Raw genomic sequence first — 20,877 nt, forward strand, 5'->3', positions numbered from 1 at the left:
CACGGCACTGGTGAAGCCGTCAACGGTCAGCTCCTGGACGGAGTACTGGACCTCAACCTGTGCGCCGTCGACGGTCTTCGTCTTCGGCAGGTCGGTGAAGGTGTGCGTCCAGTCGTTGTCGGCGTTGAGCTCGACGGGTTGGCCGACGGGGTACTGTTCGCCGCCAGCAGCGCCCACGAGCTGAACCTGGACCGGAACCATCAATTCCTTTGAGAGGTCCTTGCCCTCAGTGTCCTTCCACGCCTTGGTGACCGGGACCTTGGTGGTTTCCGGGGTGCCGAAGGTGAGTCCACCGTTCGAACCGACGCCAGCTCCACGCGGCGCAGTATTCTTCTGGATCGTCAGCCGTGACCAGGACTTTGCGGTTTCCTTTGCCGCGTCATCGACGACGGTTTTCAGGCCTTCGTTCTGAATAGCCGTGCGGTAGTCGGCGTTCCCATCGGACTCCCGGGCCTCGCCGTCAAAGATCTGCTCCTTGCCGGGGTTTTCCGGGTCGAAGCGGGTGCCCTGCGACGAGGCAGAACCATCCTTGTAGAGAGTGGGTTCACCGCCGCCGAGCATGCGTGGATCGATACGTAGACCGGCTTGGCTGACGGATCCATAGTTGTCGTGAGCGATGTCGTCGCCCCAGTGCAAACGCGAAGAACTCTTGATGGCTTCATTCTCAAAGACGGCCACGCCGTTCGTGACGTGCATGACCATGCTGCCAGTGGGGCACAGCCAGATGCCACCACCAAAAGCGGCTGCCTGGTTATCGGTGATGAGGGTGTCCATGAAATGGGCGTTGTAGGACTTCGTCGCAACGTAGACACCGCCACCCTGATCATGGGCGCTGTTTCCTTCGATCAATCCGGCGTTGAGCTGTACGGCGTTGGAGATCACGTTGACGCCACCACCAGTGCGGGTAGCGCTGTTGTTGGTGATGCTTCCGCCGTTCATGGTGAACCTTGCAGGGGAGATCTTGGTCCACTCGTCAGGCTTCCCCTCGCCGAAGTGCTGTTTAGTCCAGCGGGAGCCGTCGGAATCGATCTCTCTGTACGTGCTTGGATCACCGTTGATGTACATGTCCATCGCGTTCACGCCACCACCATTCGGCGCAGCGTTGCTGTCGATGGTGCCATCATTCATGGTGACATCCGCGTTGCCGAAGATGCTGATGCCGCCACCCGCGAAGGCAGCTTTGCCATTCGTTATCTCACCGTCGTTGAACACCACGGTGGAGCGCGTTTCCGACGTATCGTCTCCAGGCTTCACATTGCTTTCGTTCAGCCAGTGGCTGACATTGATGTTGCCGGCCCAACCCGTGTTTTCGGTGATCGTGCCGCCGTTGATGGTCAGGTGGGCGCCGTCGAAAACGCCGATGCCGCCGGCCTCGCCATAGGCGTAGGGGCTGTCGTCACTGACGCCCTTGGAGATTTCACCACCGTTCATCACCATGGTGGCGCCCTTGGTTAGTGCGACATTCGCAGCGCCAAATTGACCACCTTTGCGCTGGTTGTCGGTGATTTTTCCGTCGTTAAGCGTGAACTTTGCGTCTGTACCTCTCACCGTGACTGCACCTTCGCCACCGCTGCTCATCTTGCGGGCGCCAGTGATCGTGCCGGCGTTCATCACTAGCTCACCTTCGACCATGATGGTGGGGGAGAACGAGCTGCCTGTCACCACATTGTCGTATTGCGCGCGGGAGTCGATGATGATGCCTTCGCCGTTCCCGGTGCCGTCGGAAAGCGTGAGCTTGCCACCCTTCTCAACGCGGATGAGGCTGCCGGTGAAATCGCCGTCGTCGCGGATGATTTTGGTGCTTGAACTCCAGGAGACAATGTTTGTGTCCACGAGCTCAATATCTGCACCTGCTGGAATAACCAGGGTCTTGGTCACGAGTGTCTCGGTACCGTTGCCGATCTCAATCCGTGTGGGCGTTGTGCCTGCTTGATCGATGAGTTCTTGCAGGTACTCCGGTTCGCAGTAGAGGATGCGCCCCTCGTCGTAGCATTTGAGAACCTGCCGCTCGGGTGTTGGTTCTGGTTCGGCTGTCGCGGTTGAGGGAAGGACAATCCCTCCCGCTGCAGCTAGCAACACAGTAAATAATGTTGCCCAAAAGACCGAGAGGAACGTGGTGTGCTGCCGGCTTTTCACTTTTCTGCCTTCTCTAGGAATGTGGCCGTCCTGGAGGGCGGTCTGCGACTGATAGGGATAATGTAATCCTATCTACCAGTGCGAAAGTGCGGGATTAGATCCCCCGTCTGGGTTAGTTGATAGAGGAAGTTTTGGTCTTTCACTCCGGCCAGATGGAAAATTGCTCCATCGCATCGGCCGCATGGTGGGACCGAAGGTACTCGCGCATGTAGGGGAGTTCATAGTCGACGTAGCCGTGGGAAGTGGGTCGGATCATCTCTGCGTCGATAAGCCGTTTGCGGTAGGTGCCCGCGTATTGCGCATCGACACCCATGCGTGCCGAGATATCGGACATGCGTGAGGGGCCATCGTCTAATGACATTGCGGTGAGGAAGGTGCGATCCACCTCAGATAGATCAGCAAGCGATGGTTCGTGCACGAGCTGGCCGAGTTTCCTCCGAGCAGCACCGATGCCATGCGACACCGCTTCCTCATCGATCACGTTGTCGGTGAGGTTACGGAAAGCGTGTTGCCCGACCAGCTGGATCATGAACGGGTATCCGCCGGTCGCTTTTGATGCGATCTCGAGGGCGTCTGGTGTCCACGAGACCCCAACTGGTGCTGTAGTTTCCTTCAAAGCCATCCGCACCTCTTCGATCGAGACCATTCCAGTTTCAATCCTGTTTGCACGGCGTAAGAAGGTCACGGGGTTGCGGCCTTCGTCCGCAGCGAGGAGCGGTTTCACCGCTCCGGGGATGCCTGCCATCGCAACTGCAATCTCACGATCTTCCCGGACGAGGTGTTGGATCGTTGTGCCGAATTCGACGATCTCGTCCATGTGGGGGTAGTGCAGCTCGTCCAGGGTGATCAACAGTCCAACTGGTTCTTGGTCAAGGCGGGCGTCAATCGCTGCCTGGTAGTCAAGCAGTTCATCAAGCGCCGACCGCAATGTTGGGGTGGGTGAATAAGCAGGAACAGATTCGGTGTCAAAGCCGAGGTAGGGGAGTTTGATTCCAGAGAGGCGGCGCTTGGGTTCGTCGGAAAGCTCCTGCGCGAGGCTGAATGCGCGGTCACGGATGCGTTCATTGAAGCCACGAGTGGTTGTTTCGGAGATGACGTGCCACGCGTGAGATTTTGCGACTGCCTCGAATTCATTCAGCAGAACAGTCTTGCCCACTCCTCTCGGGCCGGTGATGATGGAGATACGTTCATGACTTCCCGGGCCATCCTGGATGGCAGCGTCGAAGTCGCGCAGGTACTCATCACGTCCCGCGACCACCGCCGGTGTTTTTCCAACCGTTGCAGTGAAAGGGTTTTTGGGTCGTCCCTCAATCGCTGGCATCCCGCCTCCTTACTATCTCTTACTATCTTTACTATTTTTACTATCTTTATTATTTCGACGCGACGGGCCCACTAGTGAATGCTCCCGTTTTTCCTGCATGCACTACGCTTTCCCGGGTGTCGCGCGAAAGTACCCAAACCCGATTGACCCGCCAGGGCATGAATACGTTCCTAGCCCTGCCGGCAGCCCCGGTCCTGATGGTGCTCATCGGCTCGCTGGGGACGCAGGCGGCGGCGGTGATGGTCACGGACATGCTCGCCACCGTCGGCGCACCGGGTGTGTCGGGCCTGCGTATGGCGGCTGCGGCGGTGATCATGGTGGCGTTGTTCCGGCCGAGGCTCAGCGGCATGACGCGCGCCCGCGCGATCAACATCGTGGTCTACGGCGTGGCCATGGGCATGATGAGCATGATGGTCTACGCCGCCATCGCGCGTCTGCCCCAGGGTGTCGCGGTCACGATTGACTTCCTCGGCCCCTGCGTCGTGTCGTTCCTCGGGCTGAAAATGTGGCGCTCCCGCCTCTGGGCCATCGGCGCGTTCATCGGTGTCGCGCTCATCGCGCAGCCATCAAATGACCTGGACATTATCGGCATCGGCTTCGCGGTCACCGGCGCGATCTTCTTCGGCGCCTACACACTCTTCGCCGAGCGCATGGGCAGCGGCGAAAGCGGCGGCTTGCCGGATCTCGCGTTGTCAGTGGTCGTCGCCGCGCTCATTCTCATGCCGTTCTCCGTGCCCGCAGTTTCGCTTATCGACGCCCCCATGTCCCTCACCCTCATCATCTCCGGCTTCATCGGCGCCGTGATCCCCTACGTGATGGACACGATTGCGGCGGGGATTGTGTCGGCGGCGGTCGTCGGTACGCTTTTTGCCCTTGACCCCGTGATCGGCGCGATTTTGGGCTGGGCCTTCTCCGGCGACGAGCTGACCTGGTCCATGGTGGCCGGCATCGTGCTGATCGCGGTCGCTGGCGCCATCATCACGTGGCGTGGGGCCCAGGAATCGCCCGATATTGGGGAGTAATAAACAACTCCAAACAACTCCGAACAACTCTGAACAACCCTGTCAGCCTGCGTAAATACGCTCTTTCCGTTGCGTTTTTCGGGGAGTTGTTTGCCTAGTTGTTTCAGAGTTGTTTGAAACAACTCCTGAATAACTCTTGCTAGACTAAGTGCATGCTGGACGCAGGTTTTGAGGTTGTGGAGGAAGCGCTATCGGCGATTGAGGCAGGTGATAGCGCTGGTGATTGGGAATCCCAGGTGTTGGATTTCAAGGAAGATCCTGCTGTCCACCCGAAGAGCAGGAACCCTGATGCGGGATTGGTCGAGTTTCTCGTTGATGAGGTTATCTGTTTCTCAAACGCGGACAGTGGCGTTTCTTACATCGTCCTCGGTGTCAATGACAAGAAGTCGGGGCCTGCTGCGTTCACTGGGACTGTCCGTCCTCGTGAGTGGTTGGTAGAGAAGATCTACAGCAACACTCAACCGCATATCCAGGTTGAGGCCTTTGAGATCCAACGGTGTGATGCCCGCCTAGTTGTGTTACGCATTCCCCGCGGGATGGCTTTGTATCAGCGCCCTAAAGGACAGGCGAGCAAGCGTGTTGGCAAGAGCTGCGTCCCCTTGAGCGAAGACGAGCGCCGGAGTATCCATTTGTCTCGCTCTAATCCTGATCTCAGCGCCGGAAAGTCGTGGCGTGGGCCCGAAGACTTGGATGTGCAGGCTGTTGAGCAGGCCAAGGCCCTCCTTGCTAACCGGAAGAGCGCGCTCGGTGACACATCGCCTGTTCCGCAGACAGGTCTCGAGCTCTGCAGCGATCTGGGCTTGCTCACTTCTGGTGGTGCTCTAACTTTCGCGGCGGAAATACTGTTCATGCAGCCGTTGCATAATCGGACGATGGTGCGTCATTTGCTTCGCGACGTCCCAAGTGGCGACCCCAAAGTCACCGAGATTTCCGCACCGTTGATTACCGCTTCAGAGCAGGTACGTGCGCTGATCAAGGCCAATACAACGCAAGAAATTGCTCGGGTTCAGCTCCCGAACGGGCAGGAATTCCCAATTCCAGCATTTCCCGCTACCGCCGTCGATGAGATTGTGTCCAATGCTTTCGCGCACCGTGATTGGGGAGCGACCACCTCTATCGTCGTTGATCAGTCGCCTACCAGCTTGACGGTGTGGTCCCCCGGTGGTCTCCCCGTCGGCGTGGCTGAAGAGAAGATCCTGACTACCCAATCCATTCCGCGCAATCCGGTCCTCATGGCGGCGTTGCGACAGTTGGGGCTTGCGGAAGAATCTTCGCGTGGTTTTGACCGCATGTGGGTTTCCATGCTTTCTAGTGGCAGGCAAGCCCCTAGCCTGAATGCCAACGGGCCGTTCGTTGAAGTCACTTTGCCTTCGGGAAGTGTGGATTCAGGTTTCATCAGAGCGTTGTACCTGCTGCGTATTGAATTCGGCGAATCCATCTTTGACAGCGTTAATGGTCTCCTGGTCACCCGTCATCTAGCCAATAATCAAATTCTGATGACATCCACTGCCGCTAGGTTGATGCAGGTTTCGGAAGCGCAAGCCCAGGAAACCTTGGCGTGGTATGCAAACCAGGGCTTCCTGGAGCAATTGCGGGACGCGCCGGAATGGATCCTCTCCGCACGAGCCCGTGCTGCTTTTGATGGGGAAGCGTCGACCGTGGTCAGTGCCGTCACTACCGAGGATTGGGTCCTCGCCCAACTCCGCGAAGGAAAGTCCCTGAATGCGCGCGAGGTTGCGGATGAGCTGGGTGTCGAGCGAGAGTCGGTGAGCCGCCTTCTCCGTCATTTGCGCGACGTGGGCAAAGCGAAGATCGCTAGCGATAGTCCTGCACGTGGCCCGAGCGTGCGCTGGGTGTCCGCCTAGTTCGGATTCCGCGCCGTCCGCAAATAACTCCAAACAACTCCGAATAACTCTGAACAACTCTGAACAACCCTGTCAGCCTGCGTAAATACGCTCTTTCCGTTGCGTTTTTCGGGGAGTTGTTTGCCTAGTTGTTGCAGAGTTGTTTGAAACAACTCCGAACAACTCGCAGTCGCGAACTGATGGATGCGAACATGGTGGTAAACGAAGGGGCCGCCTTGGCTAGCGCTGCGACCATGAAGCCTCTCTAACTCGAATGAACAGAATTGGCTTCGGTGGCGTTATCTGGTGCTTCGACTTGCTGCTCTTCTGACGGCCGGTTGGCCAGCGCCCACGCACCAACCGCAACCGGCAGCGCGATGAACATGAACGACGGAATATAGGCCAAAGCGACGTCCACGGTTTTACGGCCTGTTTCTGGCCAGACCCAATGGGCGTACATGCAAAGCAAGATCAGGACGGTGATCGGCCAGCGCATAGGGGATTGGCGCCCGACGATGGTGAGTGCGAGTGGGATGATCCAGATGGAGTAGTAATTCTGCATCAGTCCGCTGGCCATGAATCCGCCAGCGAAGCAGACGCCCGTGGCCACGAAGGTGAACAGCACGGGGTCTGTGTCTTTCCACCGCCACATCGCGGCGACAGCACCGAGTGCAGTCGCGATGACAAACAGTGTCAGCACCGTCACCAGCGCACCCGGCCACTGCAGGACAATGCCGAGCCCGCTGACGGAACCATTGAATCGCGGCCGCGGCTCGCTGAGGTAGGGGACCAGGTTGGTGAAAAACAGCTCGGGCTCAGCGATAGTGAACCACCCGACCGCGAACAGCGCTGCGGCCACGAGCGCCGCGACGACCACCACGGCCACCTGCCAATAGGCAAGAGAGACGATGAACAGCACCGCGAACTGCGGCTTGATGGACAGCGCCACACCCGCGATCACGCCGGCCGCCCATGCTTCGGGCCGTGTGAATTGGTTGAGCCAACCGGCCTTCTGCTCCCGAAGACGCAGGGAGAGCCAGATGAACAACACCTGCAAGAGCAGCAAGAAGCCGTTGATATTGGTCAACGCCAACGTGGAGCGGACCGGTTCCGGTGTGATGAAGAAGAAGCTCACGGCGAGTGGGAACACAATGTGGAACCACTGCGGGCGAACCATCCGCACGGCCAAAGCAATCGCGGCAATGATGCACAGCGCACCCATCGCAGCCATGACCGCGCGCGCCACCTCTTGCGAACCGAAGATAGCTACCGGGGCAATCAGCACGGTGCCCGCGGGCGTGTACAAGTAATGAGGCATATCGACGGTGTAATCCGAATCAAACACCGGCTCACCCGAGACATACTTATTGGCTGCCGTCCAGATCGGCGTGAAATCCGTGCCCGGATTTCCTTGGGGGAACACGATGGCGGAACGGAAAAGAACGAACAGCATCACCGTGTACAGCAGCGGGATGGCTGCGCGGAGGGGTGTTCGGGTGGGGGAGGGGGCGTCGATAAGCACAACGGGGAGATTAGCAGGGTGATGTCTCCCCGGATGCCCACCTAAGTTAACTAAAAGGTTAACAAGCGTCTGGGCCTGCGAATGCCGGGCCACAAAGCCTTTTCACTCGCGTAACACCCAGACCGCCCAGCAATTATATTCACGCCATTTCCGCAGGTCGCTGCTACCAATGCTTGATGGGTTACGTAAATGCTTGATGTTCACCAACTATCTGTTAAAGTTAACGACAGGTTAACAAAGGGCGAACGAAAAGATTTACCCTTGAGGCCTCGTCCAGGAGGTTCCCCTCCACGGAACGACTAAAACTCAATTTCATGGCTATCACGTTCAAGGAAAGGAGGATGCCATGATCGCAATCAACAACATTTCCAAGGACTTGCACGCCCGTTTCGATGGTGTCGTGGGCGTACACGTTGTCGACGCTGTTTTTGAGGCAGTGCTCGCAGAGCACCTGGAGCGCGCGACGATCACCCAGTGGGTTCCGCTTCTCGCTGGCCGCGCCGCTGCAGAAGAGCTTGCTGGCATTGCGGACGGCACCCTCGACGCTGCTAAGTACGGCGAGACCCTGATCGCCGCTTAACTGGCCGCGAACAATCGCGACTTTGCCACGAGCCCTGGCCCGGATCGACTAACGGGTCAGGGCTTTTCGCGTTCCCGATGCACGATTCCCGGGAATCGTGCACACCCCCTCCTAAAACACCAGGACTGCTCTCGAATCCGGGGAGTTGGGGCACAGTTCCGCTCGCACAAAAGCGAAAAGGGCGCGTTCGAGCGCCGAAAACCCGTCGGCAAGCGTGGACGCACTACGCTTAGGGCGAAACTCTATCTAGGCACCGAAAGTGAGACCTGTGGAAACAACGACTGCAGTAGACGTCCTTCAGCGAGTGCTGATGCCGAAGAAGGGCGAACCGCACGATGTCCGCATGCTGTACCTCATTGAGGCGGAGCAGAATAAACAGCGTTTGACATGGTCAGGCCGGACGAGCTTTAGCATGCACGCCGGTGAGGAAGTGTCGTTCGAGACGTATTTCAACGCTTTCCCGGCGTCGTACTGGCGCCGTTGGTCGCAGCTGGACACGGTCGTGCTGGCCATGGATGTTCAGGGCGCGGCGACGATCTCGGTGTACCGCTCCAAGCATGATGGCGTGCGCATCGCGGTCACGAACGTGGAGGCGAAGGACGCACGGGTGGAGATCCCGCTGAAGCTGGCCAACTTCGAGGACGGCGGCTGGTTGTGGTTCGACGTGAATGCGGAGGAAGACACCACGATCACCGGCGCCGGCTGGTTCGCGCCGCATGAGCCGAAGGAGCAGGTGCTCCCGGATGGCACGACGATTGCGCCGTCGGCGAAGAAGGTCGCGGTGGGTATTCCCACGTTTAACCGTCCGCGCGATGCGGTCAACGCGCTTCACGCACTGGCGGAGGACCCGGTGGTGCTGGAGGCGATCACGGATGTTCTGATGCCTGACCAGGGAAATCAGCACCCAGCGGATGAACCGGACTTCCAGGAAGCTGAAGCCAACCTTGGTGGAAAACTGAAAATCTTCCAGCAAGGCAACCTTGGTGGCTCCGGCGGCTACTCCCGCATCATGTACGAGGCGCTGAACCAGACGGACGCCCCGTTCATCCTGTACATGGACGATGACATCGCCATTGAGCCGGATTCGATCCTGCGCGCGGTGCAGGCGGCTCGTTACGCGAAGAGCCCGATCCTCGTCGGCGGCCAGATGCTGAACTTGCAGGATCGCAGCCAGTTGCGCACCACGGGTGAGACGGTGGATCCGAATATCTTCATGTTCTCCGCCGCGAAGCACGCCGTGTACGACCATGACTTTGCTAAGTACCCGCTCGGCTACGTGGGCACGGAGGAAGAGGATCTTGACCCGCGCAAGACCACCTCGCGCCCGCTGCACCGCCGCATTGATGTGGATTACAACGGCTGGTGGATGAACCTCTTCCCGCGCGTGGTCGCGGAGAAGATGGGTCTGCCACTCCCGCTGTTCATTAAGTGGGACGACAACGAGTACGCCCTGCGCGCCAAGGAAGCAGGCTTTCCGACGGCTACCTGGCCCGGCGTCGCCATCTGGCACATGGCCTGGGCCGACAAGGACGATGCCATTGACTGGCAGGCGTACTTCCACATGCGCAACCGCCTCATCGTGGCCAGCATCTACGGCCCGGAGAATCCGGAGGCGATGCTGAAGAACATGCTGAAGTCCACGCTCAAGCACTACGTGTGCATGGAGTACTCCACCATCGCGATCCAGAATGAGGCGATGAAGGACTTCCTCGCCGGCCCGGATCAGCTCTTCGACATCCTTGAATCCTCGTTACCTCGGATTCAAGGGATTCGCAAGGGCTTCTCCGATGCGCAGGTGCTGCCGTCCGCGGCGGACCTGCCAGCAGCAACAGGCGCGCCGGGCGTGCCGACGAATAAGATTGGCGGCCGTCTGGCCAAGATCAAGAAGATCCCGTGGGCCGCGAAATCCCTGCTCCACCTGCGTAAGCCGGAGGATCGCGCGCACTGGGAGGCACCGCAGCTCAACCTCACTGCCGAGGAGGCTCGCTGGTACACGCTGGCTCGCGTGGATTCCGCGACGGTGTCCACAGCGGGTGGCACGGGCGTGGCCTTCCGCAAACGTGACAAGGAACTGGCCAAGACTCTCCTGGATGAGCAGAAGCGCCTACGCGCCGAGATCAAGGACCGCTGGGCGGAGCTCAAGCGCACCTACCGCGAGGCACGACCGGAGCTGACCAGCCATGAGAACTGGAAGAAGATCTTCGATGAGCAATAAAGAAGTAGACGTCCTGCGCGCAATCCAAGCACAGCTTTACGACGCCCCCGGTGTCCTCCCCACCGCCCGCGGCCTGAGTCACTTCGGTGAGCACGCGCTGGGGTGGATGGGCATCTCAGCAGCGGGTGCGGCTGTGGATGAGAAGCGTCGCCGGAAGTGGTTGGCCATGGGTGCTGGCGCTTTCACGGCGCACACGGCATCCGTGGTGATCAAGCGCATTGTTCGGCGCCGTCGCCCGCATGATCCCAGGATCAAGGTGGGCGTGGGTACGCCGTCGAGGTTGAGCTTTCCGAGTTCGCACGCGACGTCGACAAGCGCTGCGATGGTGCACCTTGCAGACATCACTGGCTCCAAACTGCCGTATCTGGGAATTCCCATTATGATGACGTCCCGCATGGTTCTGGGCGTGCACTATCCCACGGACACCCTGGCGGGAGCGCTGCTGGGTGCCGGGGTGGCGCGAGCCGCGATTGAGATTGAGAGGCAGACAGCATGACCGAGCCGAAGACCCCTCCTTTGCAGGAAGAGCCGTTTTTGAAGTCTGAGCCCCACACCGAGGGCGTGGATTACAACCGGAAGAAGACTCCGCCGAAGAACCTGCCCGACGCGATGATCAAGGGCCTTCGCCCGAAGCAGTGGGTGAAGAACGTCCTGGTTCTGGCGGCGCCTTTGGCTGCGGGCACGGAATCCTTCACGTCCCGCACCGTGTGGGATATTGCGCTGGCGTTCATTGTTTTCTGCTTCGGTGCGTCTTCGATCTACCTGGTCAATGACGCGCGCGATGTGGAGGCTGACCGCGCGCACCCGACGAAGCGTTTCCGCCCGATCGCCTCGGGCATGCTGCCGATCGGTTTGGCGTATGCGATGGCAGTGATACTCATCGCGCTGGCCATCGGCCTGTCCTTCCTGGCCTCTGATGGTTGGGCGCTGTCAATCGTGATCGGCGTGTACATCGCGCTGCAGCTGGGCTACTGCTTCGGCTGGAAGCACATCCCGGTGATTGATATTGCGCTGGTGTCCTCCGGCTTCATGCTGCGCGCGATGGCGGGTGGTGTCGCTGCGGACATCGAGCTTTCCCAGTGGTTCCTGCTGGTTGCCGCGTTTGGTTCGCTGTTCATGGCCTCCGGTAAGCGCTACGCGGAGCTGCTGCTGGCGGAGCGCACGGGTGCGAAGATCCGCAAGTCGCTGCAGGGCTACACCCAGACCTACCTGCGTTTCGTATGGACACTGTCCGCCACCGCCGTGGTCATGTCCTACGCGCTGTGGGGCTTTACGCTTTCGGACGGCGTGGCCCCCGCTGAAGGCCTCTGGTACCAGATCTCTATGGTCCCGTTCATTATCGCGATCCTGCGCTACGCTGCTGAGGTAGATAGCGGTAACGGTGGTGCACCGGATGAGATCGCGCTGGAAGATCGTGTGCTGCAGAGGCTTGCTCTGCTGTGGATCTTCACCATCGTGATGGCCGTCTATATCGTGCCAGCCATCAGTTAAGATACTCCGCATGGAAAAAAGCGCCCGTTTATCGCTGCTGCTGTCAGCGCTCGTAGCGGGCGCTTTCGCATTCTGGGGTGGCTTTAGCCGCCGTTGGATGAGTGATGACGGGCTCATCGTCCTGCGCACGGTCCGCAACATCTTGGCTGGCAACGGCCCAGTGTTCAATATCGGCGAGCGCGTTGAGGCCAACACTTCCACGTTGTGGCAGTACCTCATTGTTGCCTTCTCCTGGGTGCCCGGGATGCGGCTGGAGGATGTGGCGATGTGGCTCGCTCTCATCTTCACCGTCATCGCCGCGGTGGTGGGCACCATTGCCGCGGGCAAGCTGTGGGGGCAGCACATGGTGTTGCCGTTTGGCATCATCATCTACCTGGCGCTGCCGCCGGCACGGGACTTTGCCACCTCCGGTCTGGAGTGGGGACTGTCCCTGGCGTGGCTGGCGGTGTGGTTCGCGCTGCTGGTGCGGTGGGCTGAGGATTCGGAGAGAACATCTGCCCTGTACTGGCTCGCCTTCTGGGCCGGCCTCTCATGGCTGGTGCGACCCGAGTTGGCCTTGTACGGCGGGCTCACCGGTGTGCTGCTGCTGGCGCTGAACCGCCGCAACTGGCGCCGTATCGGCGGCATCCTGGCCGCAGCCCTGCCGCTGCCGGGCGCCTACGAAATCTTCCGCATGGGCTACTACGGCCTACTCACGCCCCACACGGCGGTGGCCAAGTCCGCCTCCGAATCGGCGTGGCGCACGGGTGCCGTCTACGTGTGGGACACGATGCGCCCGTACGGTTTGTGGCTGCCACTCATCGTGGCCTTCGCTTTCGGCGCGTGGTTTGTGTACCAGCGCGCGGGCAAGCAAGCACTCGTGGCCATCCTGGCTTTCGGCTGCGGGGCGCTACACCTTATATATGTGGTGAAAGTGGGCGGGGACTTCATGCACGGCCGCATGGTGCTGCTCCCACTGTTCGCCATGTTGCTGCCAGTCATGGCGGTGCCCCTCACCGTGGTCACGGGTGTGGCCACCACGGGCCTAGTCATCTGGGCTGGGCTGGTGATCCAGCGCAGCCACGACCTTGGATTCGACCCGTTTGATAAGAACCCCATCACTCTGACCATCGTGGACGAACGCGAATTCTGGACGGCGGTCCTCCTGCGCGAATCCGGCAACCCGCCACGCTACGCTGAGGACTTCCTCGCCAGCGACATGATGACCAACTGGACGGATGTGTGGGATAAAGCGCTTATCGACGACTCCCGCACCGCCGCCTTAAGCCTCATCCTCGTCCAAGAGGACCCGAACGTTTTCCAATGGGAACCGCGCGCCCGCATGACCGGTGAAGACGCCCAGACGGACCTGGGGCAGATGCCGATCACGGCCTACCACGTCAATTTGGGCATGACGGGCATGAACGCCAGCCTGGACGCCCGCGTCCTCGACTCTGTTGGACTGACCACGCCACTGGCTGCACGCCAGCCGAGGGAACCCGGCGGGCGTATCGGCCACGACAAGCACCTGCCGTTGCACTGGCAAATGGCGGATACGGGGGTGGATGTGGAGGAGTTGCCGGAGTACGTCGATAAGCAACTTGTACGTCAAGCTCGCGCGGCGCTGCGCACGCCTGAGATCAACGAGCTTCTGGCCACCTACCGCGAACCGATGAGCGCCAAGCGATTTGTGAAGAACATGGGCTGGGCACTGACAAAGGGCCGCACGATGGAAGTGAATGACAACCCGGATGTCTACCTTGATCCGGACACCCTCGAGCGCATCGCCGCCGGCGAAGACGTGGGGCTTCACGGGCCGCGCGTGTACTGGTCCGGCCAATAACTGGAAAAGATGAGAACGCGATTGATAACATCGCGGTAACACTTTGCAGAAAACCTGCGACATACCGGGGTGTAATCCCGAAATCTTCCTGAAGATCTGATTGGTGAAAACATGAACGCGACCCTCTCTCTGCGCCGCGCCCTGATCGCGCTGGTCACAGCTGTTGTAGCGGCGATGAGCATGATGCTTGTTGCACCGAACGAGGCACAGGCCAATCCGCGCGGCTGGCTCCGCCCCGACGCAACCGGTCACTGCGACTGGGACCCGGTGCGCTACTGGGTTCAGCGCTGTGATGTCTGGTCCCCGTCGATGAACCGCAACATCCCGGTACAGATCGTCCCGGCTGCCCGTGGTGGCAACGCCGGCCTGTACCTGCTTGATGGCCTGCGCGCGACGGAGAGGACCAACGCCTGGTTCCAAGACGTCAATGCTGCCGCTGTCTACGAGAACTCCAACATCACCCTGGTTGCCCCGGTTGGTGGCGAGGGCTCCTTCTACGCCGACTGGACCGCTGACCCGAAGTACGGCAACGGCAAGGTCTACCGCTGGGAGACCTTCCTCACCCGTGAGCTGCCGGGCTACCTGCAGCAGCACTTCGGTGTCGCACCGAACAACAACTCCATCATCGGCCTGTCCATGGGTGGCACCGCCGCCATGAACCTGGCCTCCAAGCACCCGGGCCAGTTCCGTCAGGTGCTCAGCTTCTCCGGTTACCTGACCACCACGCTGCCGGGCATGCAGACCCTGCTGCGCGTGGCACTGCTGGATGCCGGCGGCTACAACCTGAACGCTATGTACGGCTCCCTGCTCAGCCCGGCACGTTTTGAGAACGATCCGTTCCTGAACATGCACGGCCTGCGCAACTCCGACGTCTACGTCTCCGCTGCCAGCGGTGTCCCGGGTCCGGCTGACGGCAAGTACCTGCCGCAGCACCAGATCGCCGGCTCCCTGCTCGAGTTCGGTGCCATGGCCTCCACCCGCGTGTGGGAAGGCAAGGCCCGCGCCACCGGCCTCCGCATGACCACCGACTACCCGGCAGTTGGCCTGCACAACTGGGATGAGTTCGGCGGCCAGCTGGTCAAGACCAAGGCGCGCGTGCTCAACCACATGAACGCGTGGTAATTGAATCGCCCGCGTGATCGGGATCCCTTTCAGTCCTCTTAGGGGCTGGGAGGGATTTTTTGTTGGGGCTCGTTTGAGCGGGGGCGGGGGCTTTCATCTTTTAAGGGCCACCTCTCGAGGAGGCCTACGACGAACTCCCCGGAGTTGGTCGTGCGTCCTGCGGTTTTGTCGAAATCCTGTAGCGTTTCCGGAAGTGTGTCGTAGCGGTCCCGTCGGATGGTCAGGCCAGACCGGGCCGGGTCGGGACCAGGCCGGGGCCGAAAAAGACCCCAACAAACACGCGATCACCACTAAACCCACAATTCACACCTTTCACTCGGCGTGTCTCCAGGGTAAAGTCTCAAGTGAAACTTAAACTTCATGCCACAACATAATGAAGCAGCCGGCCCGGCCTAGGGGAGGGGAACCCCTGGGGTGGTGAGCTCCGGTTATTTTCCGTACCTGTTTTTCTGAGTGAAAAACAGTGAAACATTCGAACCACCAAAGGGACACCCTCATGCGCTTGACACCACGACGTTTTCCCCGCAAGGCCACCAAGGGCCAGATGCTCGCTATCGCCGCGGTCCCGACAGCACTGGCTGTCGGTGTAGCCGTCGTTCCGGCGGTTGCGCAGATCGGTTCTTCTGATCTGTCCGGCTCTTTGTCTTCTGGACGCGGTATTTCTGACGGTCTTCGTCCGTCGGATCCGCCGCAGCGTACGCCGATTGAGGTGGACGAGAACCCGCAGATTGATGGTCTGCCGGAGGGTGTGACGGTTGATCGTATTGAGTGGTTGACGCAGCGTCGTGTGGCTGTGTTCATCAACTCGGCTGCTATGCCGGGTGAGACGATCCAGGTGCAGATCCTGCTGGCACGTGACTGGCACTCCAACCCGGAGGCGAAGTTCCCGGAGGTGTGGGCACTCGACGGTCTGCGCGCGCGTGACGACGAAAACGGTTGGACCATCGAGACCAACATCGAGCAGTTCTACGCTGACAAGAACGTCAACGTCATCCTGCCGGTGGGTGGCGAGTCCTCCTTCTACTCCGACTGGCAGCAGCCGGACAACGGTAAGCACTACAAGTGGGAGACGTTCCTGACCAAGGAGCTGGTCCCGGTGCTGAACAGCGAGTACCGTTCGAATGGTTCCCGCGCTGTTGTCGGCCTGTCCATGGGTGGCACCGCTGCCGTCAACCTGGCGGAGCGTAACCCGCACCTGTTCAACTTCGTGGGTTCCTTCTCCGGCTACTTGGACACCACCACGACGGGTATGCCGTGGGCCATCAAGGCTGCTCAGAAGGATGCCGGTGGCTACAACTCTGAGGCAATGTGGGGCCCGCTGGGCTCCCAGGACTGGATCGACCACGATCCGAAGCTGGGCATTGAGCACCTGAACGGCAAGACGGTCTACGTCTCCTCCGGTTCCGGCAAGGACGACTTTGGTAACCCAGAGTCCGTGGCCAAGGGCCCGGCTGTTCCGGCTGGTGTGGGCCTGGAGGTCATCTCCCGCATGTCCACCCAGACCTTTGAGCGTTACGCCAAGGATGCAGGTGTGCCGATTATCACCCGCTACCGTCCGTCCGGCGTTCACTCCTGGGAGTACTGGCAGTTTGAGATGACGCAGGCGTGGCCGTTCATTGCTGACGCGCTGAACATCCCGGAGGGTGACCGCGGTGCACAGTGCAACCCGATTGGTGCGATCAGTGAGGCCACCAAGTCCGGCGTCATCGGTAACTGCGTGAACAACGAGTACGACGTGGCCGGTGGCCGCGGTAAGGCCCAGGAGTTCGCTAAGGGCGCGGCGTTCTGGTCCCCGGAGACCGGCGCGCAGGTGCTCTTCGGCGCGATCCTGGCTAAGTACAACCAGCTCAGCGGTCCGGCTGGCTGGCTTGGTTTCCCGAAGACGGGCGAGCTGACCACCCCGGACGGCAAGGGCCGTTACGTCCACTTTGAGCGTGGTTCCATCTACTGGACCCCGCAGACGGGTGCGCAGGCTATCCCGGGCGACATGTTCGCTGCTTGGGGCAAGGGCGGCTACGAGAATGGTCCGCTGGGCTACCCGGTCGCTGAGGCTGAGGGTATTGGCAACGGCTACGTGCAGAAGTTCCAGAACGGCTACCTCACCCGCAACCCGGAGGGTGTCGGCGAGGGCCACCAGATGGTCTTCGGCGCTATCGGCGCGAAGTACGCCGAGCTGGGCACCGCACGCTCTGACCTGGGCTACCCAACGAGCAACGAGAAGAAGATCAACGGTGGCTTCTTCCAGGAGTTCGAGCACGGCAACATCTACTTCTCCCCGGAGTCTGGTGCCCACGTGATCTACTACGGCAACATCTTCGACGAGTGGGGCAAGAACGGTTGGGAGCAGGGTCGCCTCGGCTGGCCGACGTCTGACATGAAGGACATCCCGGCCGGCGGCAAGACCATCACCTTCCAGCACGGCAAGCTGGATGAGGTCTTCGGCGTTGTCCGCGAGAGCAAGAACTAAGGAGCCTCACCCCTCATGCGTAATGCACTTGTAGCACTGTCTTTCGCCGTGGCTGGTGTGACGTTGGCCGCGTGTGGTGGCACGACCGTCGATAGCGATGAGGTGACTGCGTCGAGCAGTGCGCCGGTGGTGACGACGAGTAGTGCACCGGCGACGTCGACAAGCGAAAAGCCGAGCGAAACGCCGGTGGATGATGCGCTGGCGAATGAAGGTGCTGCGAGCGAGGTGTCGGACTTCCCGGAAGACACCCCGAAGCGTCCTGAGAAAGAGGAAGCTTACCTGGAAGCTCTACGCGCGGCCGGAGTCAACGTTGAGGGGACTGAGGACCAACTTTTAGCAACCGCTAGTACGTTGTGCGGCGGTGAAACCATCACTCGTGACGCGGTGGCGGGCCAGCTCATTGAGCAGCAGCGCACCTCACTTGACCATGAGCAGCTGATCAAGCTTATCGACGAAGCCGCGCACGCCAACCTCTGCTAGTTAGGAGGCGCGCACGTGCGCACCCGGAAAGTCCTTACTCTTGTTACCGCCCTGTTTATTGTGGGTGTCATCGCCTTTGGCGCGGTGAAGTGGATGGGGCCAGATTCTGGTCCGATCGATGGTGTCCTGCCGCCAGGTCCTGGTGCGCCGGATGAGCCTGCCTGGTGCCCGGCGGTTGAGGTGATCTCCGCGCCGGGTACATGGGAATCGTCCAAGGATGATGACCCGTTTAATCCGCAGGCGAACCCGATGAGCTTCATGCTCTCCATCACACAGCCACTGCAGGAGCAGTACGACATCAACGATGTCCGTGTGTGGACGCTGCCGTACACGGCGCAGTTCAAATCCGTGCAGTCGCGTGGGGAGATGAGCTACGACGATTCCCGTAATGAGGGCACGGAGCGCCTCAAGGCGGAGCTGAAGTTCGTGGCGGAGACCTGCTCATCGACGCAGTTTATTCTGGCCGGCTTCTCCCAAGGTGCCGTCATCGTGGGTGATATTGCCAACGAGATTGGCCGTGACGCCGGGGTGGTGAGCCCGGAGCGCATCGCCGGAGTGGTGATGATCGCGGATGGCCGCCGTGAAAACGCCGTGGGCATTAACCCAGGTGTGGAACTCGGTGGCGTGGGCGCGGAGATTGCGCTGCACCCGCTGAACCGCATCGTGCAGGCAGTTGTACCTGGCGCCACGATGCGTGGTGTCCGTGAAGGTGGTTTCGGTGTTCTCAATGACCGCGCCATCGAGATCTGTGCGCCGGATGACAGCATTTGCGACGCCCCGCCAAACGTCGTGGATGCCTTGGGCCGTGCCCAGGATTTGGTGGCCGCGAATGGTGTGCACGCCATGTACGCATCCAACCCGAACGTGATTCCTGGCACCACAGCGAACGCATGGACCGTAGAGTGGATTCGACAGCGCATCGCTGAAGTTAGTTAGCCCCAACAAAGGAGCGGAAGAAGTATGGATATTGAGCAGCTGCTCTACCAGTTCTACAACGACGGAAAGATCGACCTGCCGCCGGAGCTTTCGCTCTACCAACTGTGCGAGATGCTCTACCAGGGCAGCGCAGAGATGGGCACCGGTGACCTTCACCAGATGCGCTACTGGGACTTCTCCGTCTCCCGCGAGGGCACGCCGGTGGACTTCACCCGCGAAGAGATGATCACGCGCATCAAGGCCGTTGGTGCCCGCCTGCAGCAGACGGGCCAACCGGGGGACCGCGTGGCCATCCTGGCGGCGAACTCCCCGGAGTACATCTTCTCCTTCATGGGTGCTCTCTATGCTGACCAGACGCCGGTGCCGCTGTATGACCCGAATGAGCCGGGGCACGATGAGCAGCTGCGCGCCGTCATGGCGGACTGTGGCGCTAAGACGGTGCTGACCAACAACGCTGGCGCAAAGGCCGTGCGTGAATTCTTCGCGGAGGTGCCCAAGCCGGAACGCCCGCGCATCATGGTGGTGGATTCCCTGCCGGATTCCCTGGCGGACAGCTGGACCCCGCCGGAGGAGCGCGAGGACATTGATCCGCTGGATGAGGTGGCATTCCTGCAGTACACCTCCGGTTCCACCCGCCTGCCGGCTGGTGTGGTGCTGACCAACCGCGCGATTCTGACCAACGTTCTGCAGATTTATGACGCAGCGGAGCTGAAGATGCCGCTGCGTCTGTCCACGTGGCTGCCGATGCACCACGACATGGGCATCATCCTCACCGTGTTCGTGACCATCATGGGCATCGAGTTTGAGTTGATGAACCCGCGTGACTTCATCCAGCAGCCGAAGCGCTGGACGGATCAGCTCACCTTCCGCGAGGGCGATGAAGACCAGTTTGTGTACACCGTTGTGCCGAACTTCGCGCTGGATCTGGCCGCACGCTACGCGGCACCGGAGAACGCAGAGGACTATGACTTCTCCCAGGTCGATGGCATCATCATCGGCTCGGAGCCGGTGACCCGTGCGGCGGTAAAGAGCTTCGAGGAAACCTTTGGTCCGTCCAAGCTCGACCCGCAGGTGCTGCGCCCGTCCTACGGTCTGGCGGAAGCAACGCTCATCGTGTCCACCCCGCAGACGGAAGAGCGTCCGCTGTTCTCCTTCTTCGACCGCGAGAAGGTCGGCGAAGGCCAGATTGTGGAAGTGGCCGAAGGGGATGCTGCGGGTATCGCGTTTGCCTCGAATGGGCAGGCGGTGCCGGATTTGGTGTTGGCGGTGGTGGATCCGTCGACAGGCAATGAGGTCCCGGAAGGCACCATCGGTGAGCTGTGGATCCACGGCGACAACGTGGCTGCGGGCTATGAAGGCCGTGAGGAAGAGACGAAGCAGACCTTCCAGAACACCCTGGGCGAGCGCCTGGCGGAAGGTTCCACCGTGCCGGAAGACACGCCGAAGGATGGCTGGTTGGCCACGGGTGACCTGGTGTCGTTCTATCGTGGTCACCTCTACATCACGGGCCGCGTGAAGGACCTCATTGTCATTGCTGGGCGTAACCACTACCCGCAGGACATTGAGGCCACCGTCATGGAGGCCAGCGATCACGTGCGTTCTGATTCGGTGGCGGCATTCGCAGTACCGGGTGAGGATGTGGAGAAGCTCGTGCTGCTGGTTGAGCGCGTTGAGGGTGCAGACCCGGCTGGGGATGCACTCGCTGAGGACGCCATCCGTGGCGCGGTGAGTTCGAAGCACGGCATCAGCCCGGAGGACGTGCGCTTCTACGCGCCGAACGAAATTGCTCGTTCCTCCTCCGGCAAGATCGCCCGTCAGGTGAACCGGAAGAAGTATCTGGCTAACGGTTAGCCTTGCCTGGCCGATACATAACGGGACTGAATAACCCGTTCAGTATTTAGAAGATATTCAGAAGGTAT

General features: G+C 60.5%; 15 protein-coding genes. 12 read left to right on the forward strand and 3 right to left on the reverse strand.

All coding sequences use genetic code 11. The features are described 5' to 3' along the window. Both L8U60_RS09480 and L8U60_RS09485 read right to left on the reverse strand, forming a co-directional pair. A partial coding sequence (locus L8U60_RS09480) for a Cna B-type domain-containing protein (RefSeq protein ID WP_269966128.1) occupies positions 1-2,079 on the reverse strand: 2,079 nt, incomplete at its 3' end. Positions 2,080-2,275: 196 nt separating this feature from the next. Further along, on the reverse strand, positions 2,276-3,394 hold the full coding sequence (locus L8U60_RS09485) for an AAA family ATPase (protein ID WP_420840188.1): 1,119 nt from the start codon (positions 3,392-3,394) through the stop codon (positions 2,276-2,278). A 221-nt stretch (positions 3,395-3,615) separates the two neighbouring features. Here L8U60_RS09485 and L8U60_RS09490 point away from each other — a divergent pair, with 221 nt between their 5' ends. Beyond that, on the forward strand, positions 3,616-4,479 hold the full coding sequence (locus tag L8U60_RS09490) for an EamA family transporter (protein ID WP_269966130.1): 864 nt from the start codon (positions 3,616-3,618) through the stop codon (positions 4,477-4,479). A 152-nt stretch (positions 4,480-4,631) separates the two neighbouring features. Beyond that, positions 4,632-6,344: an RNA-binding domain-containing protein gene (locus L8U60_RS09495; protein WP_269966131.1), complete on the forward strand. Its 1,713-nt coding sequence runs from the start codon at positions 4,632-4,634 to the stop codon at positions 6,342-6,344. Positions 6,345-6,588: 244 nt separating this feature from the next. Here L8U60_RS09495 and L8U60_RS09500 read toward each other — a convergent pair whose 3' ends face one another. Beyond that, positions 6,589-7,845 carry a glycosyltransferase family 87 protein gene (locus tag L8U60_RS09500; RefSeq protein WP_269966132.1) on the reverse strand — a complete coding sequence of 419 codons (1,257 nt, stop codon included), beginning with the start codon at positions 7,843-7,845 and terminating at the stop codon, positions 6,589-6,591. A gap of 346 nt (positions 7,846-8,191) precedes the next feature. Between L8U60_RS09500 and L8U60_RS09505 the strand changes: the two genes are divergently transcribed. From L8U60_RS09505 to L8U60_RS09550, 10 genes are all read left to right on the forward strand, one after another. Beyond that, entirely contained in the window at positions 8,192-8,425 is a 234-nt protein-coding gene (locus L8U60_RS09505) for a three-helix bundle dimerization domain-containing protein (protein WP_269966133.1), read from the forward strand. A gap of 268 nt (positions 8,426-8,693) precedes the next feature. Beyond that, the gene (locus L8U60_RS09510) at positions 8,694-10,640 is read left to right on the forward strand and encodes a glycosyltransferase (protein ID WP_269966134.1); all 1,947 of its coding nucleotides are present in this window, start codon (positions 8,694-8,696) and stop codon (positions 10,638-10,640) included. Beyond that, positions 10,630-11,136: a phosphatase PAP2 family protein gene (locus tag L8U60_RS09515; protein ID WP_269966135.1), complete on the forward strand. Its 507-nt coding sequence runs from the start codon at positions 10,630-10,632 to the stop codon at positions 11,134-11,136. Before L8U60_RS09510 ends, L8U60_RS09515 begins: the two co-directional genes overlap by 11 nt. Beyond that, complete coding sequence (locus L8U60_RS09520) at positions 11,133-12,131, forward strand: decaprenyl-phosphate phosphoribosyltransferase (protein WP_269966136.1); 999 nt, start codon at positions 11,133-11,135, stop codon at positions 12,129-12,131. The genes L8U60_RS09515 and L8U60_RS09520 overlap by 4 nt, the downstream gene beginning before the upstream one ends. A gap of 10 nt (positions 12,132-12,141) precedes the next feature. Continuing rightward, entirely contained in the window at positions 12,142-13,953 is a 1,812-nt protein-coding gene (locus L8U60_RS09525) for an arabinofuranosyltransferase AftB family protein (protein ID WP_269966137.1), read from the forward strand. A gap of 111 nt (positions 13,954-14,064) precedes the next feature. Beyond that, complete coding sequence (locus L8U60_RS09530; RefSeq protein ID WP_269966138.1) at positions 14,065-15,075, forward strand: alpha/beta hydrolase; 1,011 nt, start codon at positions 14,065-14,067, stop codon at positions 15,073-15,075. A 496-nt stretch (positions 15,076-15,571) separates the two neighbouring features. Further along, the gene (locus L8U60_RS09535) at positions 15,572-17,542 is read left to right on the forward strand and encodes an alpha/beta hydrolase-fold protein (RefSeq protein ID WP_269966139.1); all 1,971 of its coding nucleotides are present in this window, start codon (positions 15,572-15,574) and stop codon (positions 17,540-17,542) included. A gap of 15 nt (positions 17,543-17,557) precedes the next feature. Then, the gene (locus L8U60_RS09540) at positions 17,558-18,022 is read left to right on the forward strand and encodes a hypothetical protein (protein WP_269966140.1); all 465 of its coding nucleotides are present in this window, start codon (positions 17,558-17,560) and stop codon (positions 18,020-18,022) included. Between the two features lie 15 nt (positions 18,023-18,037). Next, a complete protein-coding gene (locus L8U60_RS09545) occupies positions 18,038-18,958 on the forward strand; it encodes a cutinase family protein (protein ID WP_269966141.1) in 921 nt (306 codons plus the stop codon). A 24-nt stretch (positions 18,959-18,982) separates the two neighbouring features. Beyond that, a complete protein-coding gene (locus tag L8U60_RS09550) occupies positions 18,983-20,809 on the forward strand; it encodes a FadD32-like long-chain-fatty-acid--AMP ligase (protein WP_269966142.1) in 1,827 nt (608 codons plus the stop codon). Positions 20,810-20,877: the final 68 nt, after the last annotated feature.

The organism is Corynebacterium meitnerae, from assembly GCF_027570075.1.
GTDB lineage: Bacteria > Actinomycetota > Actinomycetes > Mycobacteriales > Mycobacteriaceae > Corynebacterium > Corynebacterium meitnerae.

What these genes read in the sequence shown, in the direction of transcription:
- L8U60_RS09525 (WP_269966137.1), top strand. Translation starts at nt 12,142, where the DNA reads ATGGAAAAAAGCGCCCGTTTATCGCTGCTGCTGTCAGCGCTCGTAGCG.
- L8U60_RS09550 (WP_269966142.1), top strand. Translation starts at nt 18,983, where the DNA reads ATGGATATTGAGCAGCTGCTCTACCAGTTCTACAACGACGGAAAGATC.
- L8U60_RS09505 (WP_269966133.1), top strand. Translation starts at nt 8,192, where the DNA reads ATGATCGCAATCAACAACATTTCCAAGGACTTGCACGCCCGTTTCGAT.
- L8U60_RS09490 (WP_269966130.1), top strand. Translation starts at nt 3,616, where the DNA reads ATGAATACGTTCCTAGCCCTGCCGGCAGCCCCGGTCCTGATGGTGCTC.
- L8U60_RS09495 (WP_269966131.1), top strand. Translation starts at nt 4,632, where the DNA reads ATGCTGGACGCAGGTTTTGAGGTTGTGGAGGAAGCGCTATCGGCGATT.
- L8U60_RS09535 (WP_269966139.1), top strand. Translation starts at nt 15,572, where the DNA reads ATGCGCTTGACACCACGACGTTTTCCCCGCAAGGCCACCAAGGGCCAG.
- L8U60_RS09530 (WP_269966138.1), top strand. Translation starts at nt 14,065, where the DNA reads ATGAACGCGACCCTCTCTCTGCGCCGCGCCCTGATCGCGCTGGTCACA.
- L8U60_RS09540 (WP_269966140.1), top strand. Translation starts at nt 17,558, where the DNA reads ATGCGTAATGCACTTGTAGCACTGTCTTTCGCCGTGGCTGGTGTGACG.
- L8U60_RS09515 (WP_269966135.1), top strand. Translation starts at nt 10,630, where the DNA reads ATGAGCAATAAAGAAGTAGACGTCCTGCGCGCAATCCAAGCACAGCTT.
- L8U60_RS09520 (WP_269966136.1), top strand. Translation starts at nt 11,133, where the DNA reads ATGACCGAGCCGAAGACCCCTCCTTTGCAGGAAGAGCCGTTTTTGAAG.